The 15,606-nt window shown below is 59.5% G+C and carries 14 protein-coding genes and 1 tRNA gene; 9 read left to right on the forward strand and 6 right to left on the reverse strand.

The annotated features are described in order from the left end of the window. Positions 1-2 precede the first annotated feature (2 nt). The 3 genes from tsaC to K325_RS0114085 all read right to left on the reverse strand — a co-directional run bounded on the left by tsaC (position 3) and on the right by K325_RS0114085 (position 2,857). Entirely contained in the window at positions 3-575 is a 573-nt protein-coding gene (gene tsaC, locus K325_RS0114075) for an L-threonylcarbamoyladenylate synthase type 1 TsaC (RefSeq protein ID WP_029654906.1), read from the reverse strand. A 39-nt stretch (positions 576-614) separates the two neighbouring features. Further along, positions 615-1,760, reverse strand: a complete 1,146-nt coding sequence (dprA, locus tag K325_RS0114080; RefSeq protein ID WP_051146677.1) for a DNA-processing protein DprA — start codon at positions 1,758-1,760, stop codon at positions 615-617. 80 nt (positions 1,761-1,840) lie between these two features. Further along, entirely contained in the window at positions 1,841-2,857 is a 1,017-nt protein-coding gene (locus tag K325_RS0114085) for a LysM peptidoglycan-binding domain-containing protein (RefSeq protein ID WP_029654908.1), read from the reverse strand. 459 nt (positions 2,858-3,316) lie between these two features. Here K325_RS0114085 and def point away from each other — a divergent pair, with 459 nt between their 5' ends. The 7 genes from def to K325_RS0114120 all read left to right on the forward strand — a co-directional run bounded on the left by def (position 3,317) and on the right by K325_RS0114120 (position 10,945). Next, on the forward strand, positions 3,317-3,823 hold the full coding sequence (gene def, locus K325_RS0114090) for a peptide deformylase (protein ID WP_206557370.1): 507 nt from the start codon (positions 3,317-3,319) through the stop codon (positions 3,821-3,823). 81 nt (positions 3,824-3,904) lie between these two features. Next, positions 3,905-4,840 carry a methionyl-tRNA formyltransferase gene (gene fmt, locus K325_RS0114095; protein WP_029654910.1) on the forward strand — a complete coding sequence of 312 codons (936 nt, stop codon included), beginning with the start codon at positions 3,905-3,907 and terminating at the stop codon, positions 4,838-4,840. A 2-nt stretch (positions 4,841-4,842) separates the two neighbouring features. Beyond that, a complete protein-coding gene (rsmB, locus tag K325_RS0114100) occupies positions 4,843-6,144 on the forward strand; it encodes a 16S rRNA (cytosine(967)-C(5))-methyltransferase RsmB (protein WP_029654911.1) in 1,302 nt (433 codons plus the stop codon). Beyond that, positions 6,141-7,544, forward strand: a complete 1,404-nt coding sequence (gene trkA, locus K325_RS0114105) for a Trk system potassium transporter TrkA (RefSeq protein WP_029654912.1) — start codon at positions 6,141-6,143, stop codon at positions 7,542-7,544. The genes rsmB and trkA overlap by 4 nt, the downstream gene beginning before the upstream one ends. A 129-nt stretch (positions 7,545-7,673) precedes the next feature. Then, positions 7,674-8,696, forward strand: a complete 1,023-nt coding sequence (glyQ, locus tag K325_RS0114110) for a glycine--tRNA ligase subunit alpha (protein WP_036193640.1) — start codon at positions 7,674-7,676, stop codon at positions 8,694-8,696. A gap of 2 nt (positions 8,697-8,698) precedes the next feature. Continuing rightward, entirely contained in the window at positions 8,699-10,780 is a 2,082-nt protein-coding gene (gene glyS / locus K325_RS0114115) for a glycine--tRNA ligase subunit beta (RefSeq protein ID WP_029654914.1), read from the forward strand. Between the two features lie 88 nt (positions 10,781-10,868). After that, positions 10,869-10,945: transfer RNA gene (locus K325_RS0114120), tRNA-Pro, on the forward strand. Positions 10,946-10,966: 21 nt separating this feature from the next. On the opposite strand, the gene K325_RS18290 is transcribed toward K325_RS0114120, so the two are convergent. Then, complete coding sequence (locus K325_RS18290; RefSeq protein WP_084694247.1) at positions 10,967-12,943, reverse strand: sensor domain-containing diguanylate cyclase; 1,977 nt, start codon at positions 12,941-12,943, stop codon at positions 10,967-10,969. Between the two features lie 174 nt (positions 12,944-13,117). Between K325_RS18290 and K325_RS0114130 the strand changes: the two genes are divergently transcribed. After that, positions 13,118-13,285 carry a hypothetical protein gene (locus K325_RS0114130; protein WP_169441809.1) on the forward strand — a complete coding sequence of 56 codons (168 nt, stop codon included), beginning with the start codon at positions 13,118-13,120 and terminating at the stop codon, positions 13,283-13,285. 148 nt (positions 13,286-13,433) lie between these two features. Here the strand turns inward: K325_RS0114130 and K325_RS0114135 are convergent, their stop codons facing one another. After that, a complete protein-coding gene (locus tag K325_RS0114135) occupies positions 13,434-13,811 on the reverse strand; it encodes a DUF2628 domain-containing protein (protein WP_029654917.1) in 378 nt (125 codons plus the stop codon). A gap of 259 nt (positions 13,812-14,070) precedes the next feature. Between K325_RS0114135 and K325_RS0114140 the strand changes: the two genes are divergently transcribed. Next, positions 14,071-14,442, forward strand: a complete 372-nt coding sequence (locus K325_RS0114140; RefSeq protein WP_029654918.1) for a VOC family protein — start codon at positions 14,071-14,073, stop codon at positions 14,440-14,442. A gap of 42 nt (positions 14,443-14,484) precedes the next feature. On the opposite strand, the gene K325_RS0114145 is transcribed toward K325_RS0114140, so the two are convergent. Continuing rightward, the gene (locus K325_RS0114145; protein WP_029654919.1) at positions 14,485-15,606 is read right to left on the reverse strand and encodes an ABC transporter permease; all 1,122 of its coding nucleotides are present in this window, start codon (positions 15,604-15,606) and stop codon (positions 14,485-14,487) included.

Raw genomic sequence — 15,606 nt, forward strand, 5'->3', positions numbered from 1 at the left:
TCCTAACGAAACTGTTGTCCGGTCACAATATCAATGATCCGGCTGGGTTTTCGATTCCCTCCCAACGGACCGGGGACAAGGCGATCGATCTGATCACCAAAGTAGCGCCGCACTTGCCAGATGGCCCGGGCGGGCGAACGGCCGGCGGGATTACACGAGGTGCTGACCAGAGGCATACCGGCTGCCTCACACAAAGCCCGGACCACCGGGTGTTCACTGACCCGAACAGCAATGGAGCGGTGTTTGCCACGCACCCAGTCCGGCACCTGGTGGTTTACATCCGGCAACAGGCACGTCACCGGCCCGGGCCAGTGAGAAAGGGCTTCCCGCTGCAATTCGTGGGGCAGGGGGTCTAACAGGAAACGCACCTGTTCAACCGATGCTGCCACCAGAATGACGCCTTTTTCCACCGGCCGTTGCTTGAGCTCCAGAATGTGTGCAACCGCCTGTTCATTCCAGGGGTCACAGCCGAGCCCCCAGACCGCCTCTGTGGGATAGGCGATCACGCCCCCTGCCAGAACGGTCTGGCGGGCAAGGGCCAACTGAAAAAAGCTCGGAGAAGATGTTACCGCCATGGTAATCCGGCGCCCTCATAGGAAACAGTGAACGATGTCCTAGCCGATGCGTTGGTAGCCCCCGGGGCAGGTATGGGCAAGCCCCTCCAGTTCCAGAATCAGCAACGCCTGCAGCAGTTGATCGGCGGGCAGGCCCGTCGCCACGCTCAGCGCATCGGTAGACAGGGGATCATACCCCAAAGCCTCAAACACCGCGATTTCCCGGCTGTCCAAAGACGACATATCCGGCTCCGACGACACTGCCTTCGGTGTTGGTGCTTCAGGTTGCATCGACCACCAGGTACCGAGTTCCTCCAGCACATCGTCTGCGGTTTCAACCAGACGCGCCCCCTGGCGAATCAGCTGATGACACCCCCGGGCCACAGGGCTGTGCACAGAGCCGGGAATGGCGAAAACCTCACGCCCCTGTTCAAGGGCCGTCCTCGCGGTAATCAGAGAACCACTTCGCAGACTGGCCTCCACCACAAGCACACCCCGGGCGAGCCCACTGATGATTCGGTTTCGCTGGGGAAAGTAGGCCGCGCGCGCCTGCGTTCCGGGAGGGTATTCGGAAACAATCAAACCATGACCAATGATCCGGTGCGCCAGAGCCCTGTGCTGCGCCGGATACAGCCGGTCCAATCCGCACCCGACAACCGCCAGGGTTGGAAACCCTGCATCCAGCGCCCCCGCATGGGCCGCACCGTCGATCCCCAGAGCCAGACCACTGGTAATCAGCAGACCCCGACGGCTGAGCTCGGCAGAAAACTGACGGGCGTGGTCCAGGCCCGCCCGGCTGGCGTTGCGGCTACCCACCACCCCCAACTGGTCCCGCTTCAGCAGGCCGGGATCACCCAGGGTATAAAGCACCCGCGGCGCGTTATGGATATGGCGAAGGCATTCCGGGTAGGCGTCCTGCCCCTGCCCAATCACTCCGATCCCCTGTTCCAGGCACTGTCGATGGATGGCCAGGGCCCTGGCCATCACCGTCTGACTTGCATCATCAGTCTGCCAGGCACCAATGGCCTCAACAGCATCAGCGGCCAGCCCCATGGCCCGGAGAGTCGACGCGTTCAGGGACAGAATGTCGGTGAGATTATCCACCGAGTTCAGAATCCGCTCCCTCAGGGGAATCCCGAAACGGGGCAGGAGGGAGAGCACCAGCCATTGGCCAGCAGGGGTTTTCAGAAATTCCTTTTCTGACATTTTCGCTTCCTTGAAAACAACAATGGCCGGGCATTCCGGCCCGGCCATATTCTTACTGACTCAATTCACAACCCAACGACTCAGGGATTGGTCACTTTGTCACCAACCGCCAGCGGCCTTGTGGCCTGCAGCACAAGGCCATAACTCATCTTCTCGTAGACCTGGAAGACCATCAGCAGGCCAGCGCGCTCGGACGGCAGCTCAATCGTTTCGCCGGTTATCGGATCCCGAACCATGTTCCCCGCCTTGAGTACCGCCATCACGTTCCCGGCTTTCAGGCCTTCGCGCTCTCCGCGGTTGATAGCCACAACGTCGTACTGTCCAATCTGGCTGACACCACCATCCACGGAGATCATCTTGCCTTCAATCTCGTCATCCGGAGAGCTGGGCACGAAACTGGTGGTCAGTCGACGGTCTTCGTTTACCAGCAGCCGGTCGCCGATGCGCACCTCTTCGCTGGACTTGGTAATGCCGACGGTCAGAACGTCGCCGTTTTCCGCATTGATATTGCCGCGGGCAATGCTCCGGGCTTCAAGACCCAGGAACTCACCGGTATCCGGGTCTACGAATTCCTTGCTGCGACGGAAAATACCCACACGATCCGCCGGCTTCTCACCACGGGCATAGATGCGGTCACCGGCGCCGGTAATGATGCGGCCGTCTTCCCCTTCGAGCACGTAGGGCGCGCCGTTGATCTCTTCAGGGCTGACAATACGGGTGTCGGTCAGGAAACTGGCAATCGCGTCCAGAGGAATCGCCGGAATCGGCGTATCGATGGCCTCGGAACGAACCGACGGAGACAGCTTCACCACATCGCTGGAGGCCACTTTGGTGATGCGGGGCTTACCGTCGATGTACACCAGAGCCAGCCGGTCTCCCGGATAGATCAGGTGCGGGTTGGCAACCTGCGGGTTCACATGCCAGATTTCCGGCCAGTACCAGGGGTTGTTCAGGAATCGCGCCGAAATGTCCCAGAGGGTATCCCCTTTGACGACAGTGTAACGCTCAGGGTGATCAGACCTCAGCTCCGGTTGTGCCTGGGCCCAGGAGGTAAACAGCAGCGCCGCGGCTGCCAGAGCGTACAACAGTTTCCTCATCGTTTATGTCCTTGATCGCGTACCTTGAATCTTTGCGTTCGGTAATGTCGCCGCAGAATCCCCGCAGCATATTACGTTGTTATTCCCGTTACTATAGAAGATGTCCCGGAATTTGTGATGTTATCTTTTGTTCTTCGAGTGATTTCTCCACCGGTCAGCCCGGGTGAGTAAAAGATTTTAGCTATTAACTGATCAGTTTGTACTCAATCACCGAATTATTGGATAATAGAGACATTCAGGCAGGCCCTTGGTCCTTGAACCCGGGAACTCTGCCAGCATTATAGGTTCATACCGCCCAGACGTTGTGATTCATCATAGGCGGGTGAAGAAAATTTGCGCAGTACGCTGTCGCATTTCGGCAATCGGTTGCACAGCGTTACAAACCGTAAAACTCCGGGCCGCATTCTCATGCCCGGGAAAGCACAGATTGCCCGTTATACACAGGCCAGAAGCAAGAGCATTATGATTCTAGAGATTCTTGAGTACCCGGACCCGCGCCTTCGCACCATTGCCAAGCCAGTGGAGGAAGTCACGGACGACATCCGTACGCTGATCGACGATATGTTCGAGACCATGTACGATGCCCGCGGCATTGGCCTGGCCGCCACTCAGGTGGATGTGCACAAGCAGATCATCGTTATGGATTTGTCCGAGGACAAAAGCGAACCTCGGGTCTTCATCAACCCGACAGTGGACGTTCTGGATGGCGAACTGGAAGCCATGCAGGAAGGCTGCCTGTCCGTGCCGGGCTTTTACGAAGATGTGAAACGTATTGAACACTGCCGGATTACCGCCAAGGACCGTAATGGCGAAGAATTCACTCTGGAAGCCGAAGGCCTGCTGGCCGTGTGCATCCAGCATGAAATGGATCACCTGAACGGCAAACTGTTCGTGGATTACCTGAGCGGACTGAAACGTAACCGCATTCGTAAGAAGCTGGAAAAGCTCCACAAGCAGAGTGCGTAAGGCACCGCCAGTGCAGAAGTGAAGTCAGGACCGGGTTACGACCCGGTTTTTTCGTATCAACGACACAGAGAATCAATCAACGTGCGCATTGTGTTTGCCGGGACTCCGGATTTTGCTGCCACCGCCCTGAAAGCCCTGCTGAATGCCGGCCACGACGTCATCGCCGTGTATACCCAGCCAGACCGTCCCGCTGGCCGCGGCCGGAAACTGATGCCGAGCCCGGTCAAACAGGTGGCCCTGGACAACCAGCTTCCTGTGTTCCAGCCGGTCAGCCTGAAACCCGACGCGGCACAACAGGAATTGGCCGCCCTGAAGCCGGACGTGATGATTGTTGCCGCCTATGGCCTGATCCTGCCCCAGGCGGTGCTGGACATTCCCACCCACGGTTGCCTGAACATTCATGCCTCACTGTTGCCCCGCTGGCGTGGCGCGGCCCCAATCCAACGTGCCATAGCAGCCGGCGATTCCGAAACCGGCATCACCATCATGCAGATGGATGCCGGCCTGGACACCGGCGACATGCTGCTGAAGGTGACCACGCCCATCCACGCCGACGATACCGGCGGCAGCCTGCACGACCGCCTGGCCGATCTGGGGGGAGGGGCCATTGTTCAGGCTCTGGCCACACTGGCCGAGGGCGGGCTGACGGGAGCCCCCCAGAACGATGCTGAAGCCAACTACGCCCACAAGCTGTCCAAGGAAGAAGGTCATATCGACTGGGCCCGGAATGCCGCAGACATCGAACGGCTGATTCGGGCGTTCAACCCATGGCCCGGCACGTTTACCGACCTTGGTGAACAACGCCTCCGCATTCACCACGCCACCGCGCGGGAGCAGGGCAGTGACCAGCCTCCCGGCACCGTCCTCAGCCGCGAGCGCGACGGCGCCGAGGTGGCCTGTGGTGCCGGTACCCTGACCATCACCTCGGTTCAGTTACCGGGCAGCAAGGCCCAGAGCATCAACGACCTGATCAATGGCGGCAAACACGTGTTGCTGCCCGGCCAGGAGCTTCACTGACCATGGCGTACCAGCCTTTGCCTTTCCGGGCCGTCGCCGCCAACGTCTTGCTGGCGGTGGAACAGGGCCAATCCCTGTCTCAGTGTCTGCCCCCGGCGCTGAACCAGCTCGCCCCGGAACAACGACCGCAGCTCCAGGCCATCTGCTATGGCACCTGCCGCTGGTTTCACCGGCTCGACGACGAGCTGCGCCAGCGCCTGAAGAAACCCCTGCGCAAACCTGACCGGGTGATTCATCACCTGATGCTGGTAGCCCTGTTCCAGCTGCGCTACAGCGAACAGGCCACCTACGCCGTGCTCAACGAAACCGTGGAAGCCTGCCGGGCTCTGGACAAACCCCACCTGACCGGTCTGGTCAACGGGGTACTACGGGCCGCGGAAAGGGAGGGCGCCCCCGAGCCACGTGACGACAGCAGCCGCTTCAGCCATCCCGCGTGGATGGTCGAAAAACTGCGCCACAACTGGCCGGATCACTGGGAGGCTATTCTCGATGCCAATAACCAGCAGGCCCCCATGACCCTGCGGGTCAATGCCCTGCGTTTCACCCGCGACGACTACCTGAAGCACTTACAGGAGGCCGGTATCCGCGCCAGGCCGACCCGCTTCGCGCCGAACGGCATTCAGCTGGAATGCCCGGTACCGGTAGACCGCCTGCCCTGGTTTGCAGACGGCGCGGTAAGCGTTCAGGACGAAGCCGCCCAGCTATGCACCACCCTGCTGGACCTGCAACCGGGCCACCGGGTGCTGGATGCCTGCGCGGCCCCGGGCGGAAAAACCTGCGCCATTCTGGAAACCTGCGGCGAACTGGCGGAGGTGGTTGCCATCGACGAATCCGCTGAACGGCTACCCCGGGTTCAGGAGAATCTCGACCGGCTTGATCTGCACGCCACCCTGAAGCAGGCCGACGCGGCCAACATCGACCAGTGGTGGGACGGGCAGGCATTCGACCGGATTCTGCTGGATGTGCCCTGCAGCGCGACCGGCGTGGTACGCCGGCATCCAGACATCAAACTGCTGCGCCGGGAGTCCGACATCGTGCCACTGGCCAGTATTCAGCTGGGTCTGCTGGACGCCATGTGGGCTATCCTGAAACCCGGTGGGCGGCTGGTGTATGCGACCTGCTCGGTGTTTCCTCAGGAGAACCACCGTATAATCCAGCGATTCCTGAAACAGCAGGACCAGGCCCTGCTGCTCAACCTGGACAAAGACTGGGGCCAGGATATGCAGACCGGGCGCCAGCTGTTACCAGACCCCGACAGCCATGACGGCTTTTTCTACGCCGTGCTGGAGAAACCCGCACCATGAAAATACTGATTCTCGGAGCCGGCCAGGTGGGAGGCACCCTGGCGGAAAACCTGGCCAACGAAGCCAATGACATCACCGTCGTTGACAACGACAGCGCCCGCCTTCGGGAACTCCAGGACCGGCTCGACATTCGCACCATGCATGGCCGCGCGTCGTACCCCACGGTCCTCCGGCAGGCCGGTGCCGAAGACGCCGACATGGTGATCGCGGTCACCAACAGTGATGAAACCAACATGGTGGCCTGCCAGGTCTCCAAGCTACTGTACAAAACCCCCACCACCATCTGCCGGGTGCGGGCGGGAGCCTATCTGGCCAAACCGGCGCTGTTTTACAACCGGGATACCGAGAAAGATCTCGATAGCCTCCGTGGCTTTCCTCTGGATGTGCTGATCAGCCCCGAACACCTGGTAACCCAGCACATCACACGACTGATCGAATATCCGGGCGCCCTGCAGGTACTGGAGTTCTCGAAGGGGCTGACCCGCCTCGTGGCCATACGCGCCACCGAGGGAGGGCCGCTGGTAGGACAGGAGCTGTCATACCTCCGCACCCACATGCCCAAAATCGAGACCCGGGTTGCCGCCGTTTTCCGTAAAGACCGGGCCATCATGCCCCAGGGCGATACCGTGATCGAAGACGGCGACGAGGTCTTCTTTATTGCTGCCGCCGATCACATCCGCTCGGTGATGAGCGAGCTGCAACCGCTGGAAAAGCCCTACAAGCGCATATTCATCTGCGGTGGCGGCAACATTGGCTACCGGCTGGCCAACACGCTGGAGGACCGCTACCAGGTCAAGATCCTGGAGCGTGACCACGAACGGTGTGTCATGCTTTCCGAGCGGCTGCGCAAGAGCGTGGTGCTGGAAGGTAACGCCACCAACAAGGACATCCTGCTGGAAGAGAACATCGAAAATACCGACGTTTTCTGCGCGGTCACCAACGACGATGACGCCAACATCATGGCCTCCATGCTGGCCAAGCGTCTGGGAGCCCGACGGGTCTTCACACTGATCAACAACCCGGACTACGTGGACCTGATTCAGGGCGGCGACATCGATGTCGCCATCTCGCCCCAGCAGACCACCATCGGCAGCCTGCTGACCCACGTGCGACGGGGAGACGTGGTCAACGTCCATGCGCTGCGTCGAGGCGCAGCCGAGGCCATCGAAGCCATCGCCCATGGAGATCACCGCTCCTCCAAGGTGGTCGGCAAGCGGCTGGACGAAATCAAGCTGCCGACGGGCACCACCATTGGCGCCATCGTTCGGCACAACCAGGTGCTGATTGCCCACGACCATCTGCGCGTCCAGCCCGACGATCACCTGATCCTGTTCCTGGTGGACAAATCCCGGATACGAGAGGTCGAGAAACTGTTCCAGGTTGGGCTGACATTCTTTTGATCTCCGGCAAAACAAGCACCTAGAGCCACTTAGAAAAGCATCGCCAGCAGGCGTATAATGCGCCTTTCAAAATTTCGGAGTGCCCTGAAAACCGGGCGCCACACACAGACTGATCAGCAGGCAAACGTCGTGACAGACAAGGCAACCAACAACTCCGCGCCGGATATCAAGACCTTTCAGGGTCTGATCCTGGCATTGCAGAATTTCTGGGCGCAGCACGGCTGCGTGGTTCTCCAGCCCCTGGACATGGAAGTGGGCGCCGGTACCTTCCACCCGGCCACTTTCCTGCGGTCCATCGGCCCTGAAACCTGGAACTCCGCGTACGTGCAGCCCAGTCGGCGCCCCACCGATGGCCGCTACGGGGAAAACCCCAACCGCCTGCAACACTATTATCAGTTCCAGGTCGTGCTGAAGCCGTCACCGGACAACATTCAGGAGCTGTACCTGGATTCTCTGCGTGCTCTGGGCCTGGACCCGCTGGTGCACGACATCCGCTTCGTGGAAGACAACTGGGAATCACCCACGCTGGGCGCCTGGGGCCTGGGCTGGGAAATCTGGCTGAACGGCATGGAGGTGACCCAGTTCACCTACTTCCAGCAAGTCGGCGGTCTGGAATGCTACCCGGTCACCGGCGAGCTGACCTATGGCCTTGAGCGAATCGCCATGTACCTGCAGGGTGTGGACAGTGTCTATGACCTGGTCTGGACCAACGGCCCGGATGGTGTGGTCACCTACGGTGACGTGTTTCACCAGCAGGAAGTGGAAATGTCCACTTACAACTTTGAACACGCCGACACTGAGTTCCTGTTCCACAGCTTCGATGTGTACGAGCGCGAAAGCGCCCGCCTGATCGACGCTGGCCTGCCACTGCCGGCTTACGAGCAGGTACTCAAGGCCTCCCATACCTTCAACCTGCTGGATGCCCGTCACGCCATCTCCGTGACTGAGCGTCAGCGATTCATCCTGCGCGTGCGCACCCTGGCCCGATCCGTGGCTCAGGCCTACTTCGAGAGTCGGCGTAAACTGGGCTTCCCGCTGGCACCGGAGCACCTCCGCAAGGAAGTGCTGGCCGCCACTGATGCCGCCGAGGCCAAGGCCAGCAAGAAGGGCAAGAAAGCCAACAAGGCACCGCAGGAACAGGGGAACGCATAATCATGGCAACACAGGATTTTCTGGTCGAACTGGGTACCGAGGAGCTGCCTCCGAAAGCCCTCAAGCCGCTGTCTGATGCCTTCACACAGGGCATTGTCAAAGGCCTGGAAGACGCCGGCGTAGCCTTTGGTGCAGTGGAAAGCTTTGCCGCCCCGCGCCGTCTGGCCGTGCGAATTCGGGACCTGGCCGATGCTCAGCCCGACAAGTCGGTGGAAAAGCGCGGTCCGGCGGTCAAAGCCGCTTTTGATGATGCCGGAAACCCCACCCGGGCACTGACCGGTTTCGCCACCTCTCTGGGCATTACCCCGGACCAGCTCGACACCATGGAAACCGACAAAGGGGCCTGGCTGGTATACCGCACCGTCGAACAGGGCAAGCCCACCGTGGAACTGATGCCCGAACTGGTCGAAAAATCCCTGGCGGCCCTGCCCATCCCCAAACGTATGCGCTGGGGAGCCTGGAAAACGGAATTTGTGCGCCCGGTGCACTGGCTGATTCAGCTGTACGGCAACAAGGTCATCGACACACCGGTCATGAACCTCAAGCCCGGCAACAAGACCCGTGGCCACCGCTTCCACTGCCCGAAAGAACTCATCGTGCCCACGCCGGCCGACTACGAAGTGGTCCTCAAGCAGGAAGGCTATGTGCTGGCCGACTTCGCTGAACGTCGTGAGCAGATCCGTGCCGGTGTCACCGCGCTGGCGGAAAATGAAGCCGGCGGCACAGCCGTGATCGACGAAGATCTGCTAGACGAAGTCACCGCCCTGAACGAATGGCCGGTGCCGCTGATGGGCCGCTTTGAAGAGCGCTTTCTGGACGTGCCCGCCGAAGCCCTGATCTCGTCCATGAAAGAACACCAGAAGTACTTCCACGTGGTCGATCAGAACCACCAGATGTTGCCGCTGTTCATTACCGTGGCCAACCTGGAGAGCAAGGACCCGTCGCAGGTCGTTTCCGGCAACGAAAAGGTCATCCGGCCACGGTTGTCAGACGCGGCCTTCTTCTATGAGACCGACCGCAGGAGCAAACTGGAAGACCGGATTGAAAGCCTCAAACCCATCGTCTTCCAGGACAAGCTGGGGAGCATCTACGATAAATCCGTAAGGGTCGCTGCGCTGGCGAAGAAAATCGCCGAAGCCATCAATGGCGACCCGGCGCTGGCCGAGCGTGCAGCCATGCTCGCCAAGACCGACCTGTGTACTGAAATGGTGCTCGAGTTTACTGACCTTCAGGGCATCATGGGTCAGTACTACGCGATCCACGACGGCGAACACGAAGATGTTGCCAAGGCGCTGAACGAGCAGTACATGCCCCGTTTCGCCGGCGATGATCTGCCCACCACTCTGACCGGGTGTGCTGTCGCCATTGCTGATCGTATCGATTCCCTCGTGGGCCTGTTCGGCATTAACCAGCCCCCGTCCGGTACCCGCGATCCGTTCGCACTGCGCCGTGCTTCTCTGGGTGTCCTGCGCATCATCATTGAACGTGCATTGCCTCTGGACCTGCAAACCGTGTGCGAATGGGCCGAGCAGAACTTCACCGTGCTGACCGAAAAGAACACCGCCAGCACCGTGGTGGACTACATGCTAGAGCGTTTCCGCGCCCACTACGACGAGCAGGGGATTGGTGCCGAAGTCTACCTGGCCGTACACGCCCGTCGGCCAACCCGTCCGCTGGATTTCGACCGTCGGGTCAAGGCCGTGGAAGCCTTCCGCCAGTTGCCGGAGGCCCAGGCTCTGGCCGGCGCGAACAAGCGGGTGTCGAACATTCTCACCAAGCAAGGTGGCGATCACATTGGTGAAACGGTGGACAACGCGCTGCTGCAGGATGCTGCCGAGAAGATCCTGGCCGCCCGCGTGGAAGAACAGGCACAGAAGGTTCTGCCAATGTTTGAGCAAGGCGACTACGCCAGCGCTCTGACGTCCCTGGCCAGCCTGCGCGAGCCTGTGGATATCTTTTTTGACGAGGTGATGGTCATGGCAGAGGACGAGGCCGTACGCAACAACCGCCTGGCCCTGCTGAATCGTCTGCGCAACCTGTTCCTGCGTGTGGCAGACATTTCCCTGCTGCCAACCGCAGGCTGACAAGGCACGTTCAGAAGATGTCGTGATGATTTTCCCCAGGGAAGGGGTAGCAAAACGGCCGGCAATCCGTATAATACCGGCCGTTGATCGGCGTGTGGCGCAGCTTGGTAGCGCACTTCGTTCGGGACGAAGGGGTCGCAGGTTCGAATCCTGCCACGCCGACCATTTTCCCGCCCTTCGTTGTTTTTATCCCCAAACGTAATACTGATTCTTGCCAGCGCGCTTCGCCTCGTACATGGCGCTGTCTGCCTGCTCCATCAATTGCTCAGGCGTCACGGTCTGGCCCTCTGCGATGGCAATACCAATACTGACCCCAACCCGAGCTTTCCCCTCTGTCAGTACCACCGGCTCTGCCACAACCTCCAGAATTTTCGCCGCCACACGCTCGGCGCTCTCAGGCCCGGCCACTTCCTGAAGCAGGATAATAAATTCGTCACCGCCCATCCGGACCACCGTGTCGGTCTTCCGGACACACGTACTGATCCGCCTGGCGATTTCCTTCAGTAACTGATCACCGGCGTCGTGGCCATAGGTGTCGTTCACCGCTTTGAAATGATCCAGATCCAGAAACATCAGGGCCAGGCACCGGTCGTGCCGGTCCGACATCCCCAACGCCAGCGCCAGACGCTCATCCAGAACGCGCCGGTTGGGCAACCCGGTCAGAGTATCCTGATACGCCAGCCGCTGGATTTCATCCTGATAGTTCTTGATCTCGCTGAAATCCTGGAAAGAGATCACAACCCCCTCGGCTCCCGCATCGTCGCTCAGTGGGGCAGCGTTGAGGCTCACCGGCACCGGCACACCATCCTTACGCCGGAACACTTCGGTTTTGCTCCGGTAAACCGTCTGTGTGGTCATCGCCAGAAGAATCGGACACTGGGATTCATCCTCCTCGTGCACATGGAATACCTGATGCCCTTTTCGATTCTCAAGTTCCTCACGAGGCCACCCCAGAATCCGCTCTGCTTCCGGATTCACGTAGGTCACCAGGCCCGCCCGGTCCATGACAATCAGGCCTTCTCCCAACACGCTGGAGATGTCACGGAACCGCTTGGCCTGTTGCACAATCTCCCGGCGCAATTGCTGGCGCCGGAAATGGGAGAACCGAAAATAGATCAGCAACGCCAGCAACAGTACCACCCCCGCCAGATACCCCCCCATAACCCCGGGCTGACGGTAGAAGTCCGTTCCCGGCAGATGCTCCCGGGGCACAAAAGTCACGGTTTTCCAGAAATAGCTGTCGGCCGTGGCGGTACCCGCGTCCACCGCAGGCAGGGCCGCAATCCGCTCCAGCGGATAAACGGTTTCATACAGAAACAGCCCATCCTCCGTTAACAGCTCACCGGAATCCGACGCCTGGACCTGAGCCCAGGCCTCTGGGTAATCGCTGGCAAAGGCTGGTGGCAGACCAAACATGAACCCCCAGGCCCGGCCTCTGTCAGGCCCATGCAGAATGTATCCTTCACTGTTGAGCAAGAACGCCTGATGCTGCGTGGTCATACTGAACCGGAAGGTGTCCAGCAACAGCTCGCCGCCCACATTCAGCACCACCAGACCCCGGCGACCTGACGGCTGGTCGGTCAGTGGCACCGCAAAACGCACCGTTGGCAGGTAGGGGGCGTCGACAACGCCGTTCTCAACGTTCAGGTCCAGCGGCGAGACATACAACTCACCATCGGACAAAGACCGGCTATCGGTAAAGTAATATCGGCCTGCCTTGGACTGCAGCTGGCGCTCCGGTGTCACCAGCACCCGCCCGAACAACCGGTCCAGTCGAACCTTCTCGCTACCATCAATCCCAATGAAGCGAAGCTGGCTGTATGTCGGCTTCTGAGCCAGCTGTACTCCGAAGTCCTGAGTCAGCAGTTGCCGATCCTCCGGGCTCCGACTCTGGTTATACGCCAGAGTGGATGGCATACGGACAAATGCCTGTACATCGCTGGCGGCGTGGTCGAACGCCTGGGTGAGCAACCACGAGGTCAACTGCACTCTGGCCCGCTCCCGGGCTTTCAGAACTTCCAGCTCCTGCCCGGCCCGATACTCCAGAGTGCCGAATACAATGCCCGTAAACACCAGCACAACCGTAATGCCAAGAACCAGAACAGACCTGAGAAATTTTCGAAAATGCCTTCCTGAGCCAGCCATATTTTCCAGAAGTGTCATTGATATAAAACAAGAAAACGGAAAGAGTATATAGCATTTATTTATAAAATAAGCTCATCAACCGCGTGATCTGCGAACAGCTGGTACAGGGGCGGGATACGTTTGGCGGGGGAGGGAAATCAAAACCTTCAGCGCAACTGGACGCCCAATCAACGCAAATGGCTGGAGCAACTGGTGCACAAAATGATCATCGATCGGGAGTTTGTGAAGCACCGCTTTGCCGACAATGGCGGGGCGAAGCAGATGAACAAGGTGTTGGGGCAGCCGCTGGAGAGGACCAGGGCGGAGCGGGCGGCGATGAAGCCCGTGAAGAAGACTCGAAGCAAACGGGCTACCGTTTAACCTCTCTCTGAACAACTCCTTAAAATCAGGGGCTCAAAATTGACGGAAAAAGGGCAAACCCAAGCACCAAGAATCCATAAAGCCCCAGTATGAAATACCAGGGCTTTAGCTCACTGGAGCGGAGCTCCAAACTCCGAGAGACTCCTGCTCAGGCCACTGCCGACGTTTCACTTCCCAGGAAGTTGGTAATCGCTTCGTCGGGATTCTCCGCTTCGACCATCTCGCCGTCGGTGTCGAAGCCACGGGAACGCAGGTTTTCCTCTCGCAATTGGTTTCCATTGTTGCCAATAGCGATCGCGATACCCAAAGCGGCAAGGTTAGCGACCAGTTTGGCAGTTTCCAAGGGCATGATGACAAGAAAAATAACGGCCATGCTGACCCCACCTACCAGGATCAGAGCGGCCAGCCCCCACATTTTTTTATCCAGGGCCCAGAACCCGCTAAAGCAGAAGCCTGGCCACGACCAACCCTGCTTCACTGCTTCCTGAAGCCCGGATGGGTGAGTGAAAATCTTGTACTGTTTCATATCCTTATCCCTTTAATGTCTTCCATGATATCGCCGGGGCCTCAAGCAACCCCAGTCACGCACGCAAAGGTGCCGGCAAAATATACAGATGACGATTTGCCCAAATCAACAGCAAAGCCTGACGCTGTGAGTCGCATCTCACTGCTCACCGCCATCGTCATTGACGAACTATTCGGCAGTCACAGGTGGTGCGGTTGGTGCTATGCTCCAAAGCACCACGCACTCGTACAAGCTGCGTTAACCCACCAAGGAGTAGCATATGATCGGATACGTCACTCTCGGAGTCAGCGACATGGCCCGGGCAAAGCAGTTCTACACGGATCTGCTGGAAGGCCTGGGCGCCAAAGTGCTGTTGGACATGGAACGGATTGCGTTCATTGGCAAGAACATGGGTGCACCAATGCTGGCGGTCTGTCAGCCATTTAACGGTGAGCCTAATCACCCGGGCAACGGCAACATGGTGGCCATTCCGGCCGGCTCAAAAGAGGCTGTGGATAAGTTTTATCGCAAGGCGATTGAACTCGGTGCCACCTGCGATGGCGAGCCGGGGCAGCGCATTCCGGATATGTTCTACGGTGCCTACGTGCGGGACCCGGACGGCAACAAGCTGGCGTTTTTCGAGTTCGGCTGATGTTTCACGCCACCATTCCGGGCGGGTGGTGGCGTTACCCGCTTACACCGACAGGTGTCGGCGGAACAACAGCAACGCGGCCGAGAAGAACACCGCCCCAATGGCCATCAGAGCCAGCATCTGTGGCCACACCACGTCCAGCCCCGCCCCCCGGTACAGAATGGCCTGCGCCATGCTGACAAAGTGAGTGGTGGGCGCTGCCAGCATCAGGTCCTGAACCAGCTGAGGCATGCTTTCCCGGGGCGTGATACCGCCCGACAACAGCTGCAGCGGCAGAATGGTAAGTATCAACAACAGGCCAAACTGGGGCATGGTTCGGGCCACCGTGCCAATCAGAATACCAATCGCGGTGGTGGAAAACAGGTGGATCAGGGCGCCGAGCAAAAACAGCAGCACAGAGCCCGCCACGGGAACCTGCAACCAGCCCTGAATCACCAGGGTGACCGACAGGGCTGCCGCCAGTAGCACCACCAGACCATTGGCCCACACCTTGGACGCCATGATCTCGAAAGGCCGCAACGGCATCACCATCAGATGCTCTACGGTGCCATGCTCCCGCTCACGAATCAGTGCCGCCCCGGTGAGAATGATGCTGATCAGCGTCACCTGGGTGATCAGTTCCATCACACCGCCAAACCAGGTGCCGTCCAGGTTGGGGTTGTAGCTCACCCGGGTCACCAACTCAATGGGCAATCCGGTGCTGGCGGAGCTGCCCGGCTGCAGGAACTCGGCAACTTCTGCCATGGCAAATCGCTGGATGTAGTTGGTGCCGATAAAGGCCTGGCTCATGCGCGTGGCATCAATGTTCAGCTGCAACGCCACTGCGTTGCCCTGCCGGACATCCCGTTCAAAACCCTCGGGAATCACCAGGGCAAAGGTATGGCTACCCTTGTCCAGCAAGCCATCAATATCACTGTACGCCACCAGATCCGGTTTCAGGAACCACGGCTGCTGGAGTGAATTGACAATGCGGCCCGACAGCACCGTCTGGTCTTCATCCACCACCGCGATCGGGGCGTTGTGAAGCTCCATGGAGCCGGCGGAACCGGCGGTGTAGATCATCACCGTGAACGCCACCAGCACAAACACCATCAGCACCTTGTCCTGCCAGAGGCTGCGCAGTTCCTTGAGGCCCAGGTGCCAGATGTTCTGTAACGACTTCAT

The sequence above is a fragment of the Marinobacter daepoensis DSM 16072 genome (assembly GCF_000421165.1).
GTDB lineage: Bacteria > Pseudomonadota > Gammaproteobacteria > Pseudomonadales > Oleiphilaceae > Marinobacter > Marinobacter daepoensis.

Coding starts and splice junctions, on each gene's coding strand:
- tsaC (WP_029654906.1), bottom strand. CDS start 575: ATGGCGGTAACATCTTCTCCGAGCTTTTTTCAGTTGGCCCTTGCCCGC.
- dprA (WP_051146677.1), bottom strand. CDS start 1,760: ATGTCAGAAAAGGAATTTCTGAAAACCCCTGCTGGCCAATGGCTGGTG.
- K325_RS0114085 (WP_029654908.1), bottom strand. CDS start 2,857: ATGAGGAAACTGTTGTACGCTCTGGCAGCCGCGGCGCTGCTGTTTACC.
- rsmB (WP_029654911.1), top strand. CDS start 4,843: ATGGCGTACCAGCCTTTGCCTTTCCGGGCCGTCGCCGCCAACGTCTTG.
- trkA (WP_029654912.1), top strand. CDS start 6,141: ATGAAAATACTGATTCTCGGAGCCGGCCAGGTGGGAGGCACCCTGGCG.
- glyS (WP_029654914.1), top strand. CDS start 8,699: ATGGCAACACAGGATTTTCTGGTCGAACTGGGTACCGAGGAGCTGCCT.
- K325_RS18290 (WP_084694247.1), bottom strand. CDS start 12,943: ATGACACTTCTGGAAAATATGGCTGGCTCAGGAAGGCATTTTCGAAAA.
- K325_RS0114135 (WP_029654917.1), bottom strand. CDS start 13,811: ATGAAACAGTACAAGATTTTCACTCACCCATCCGGGCTTCAGGAAGCA.
- K325_RS0114140 (WP_029654918.1), top strand. CDS start 14,071: ATGATCGGATACGTCACTCTCGGAGTCAGCGACATGGCCCGGGCAAAG.
- K325_RS0114145 (WP_029654919.1), bottom strand. CDS start 15,606: ATGAAGTCGTTACAGAACATCTGGCACCTGGGCCTCAAGGAACTGCGC.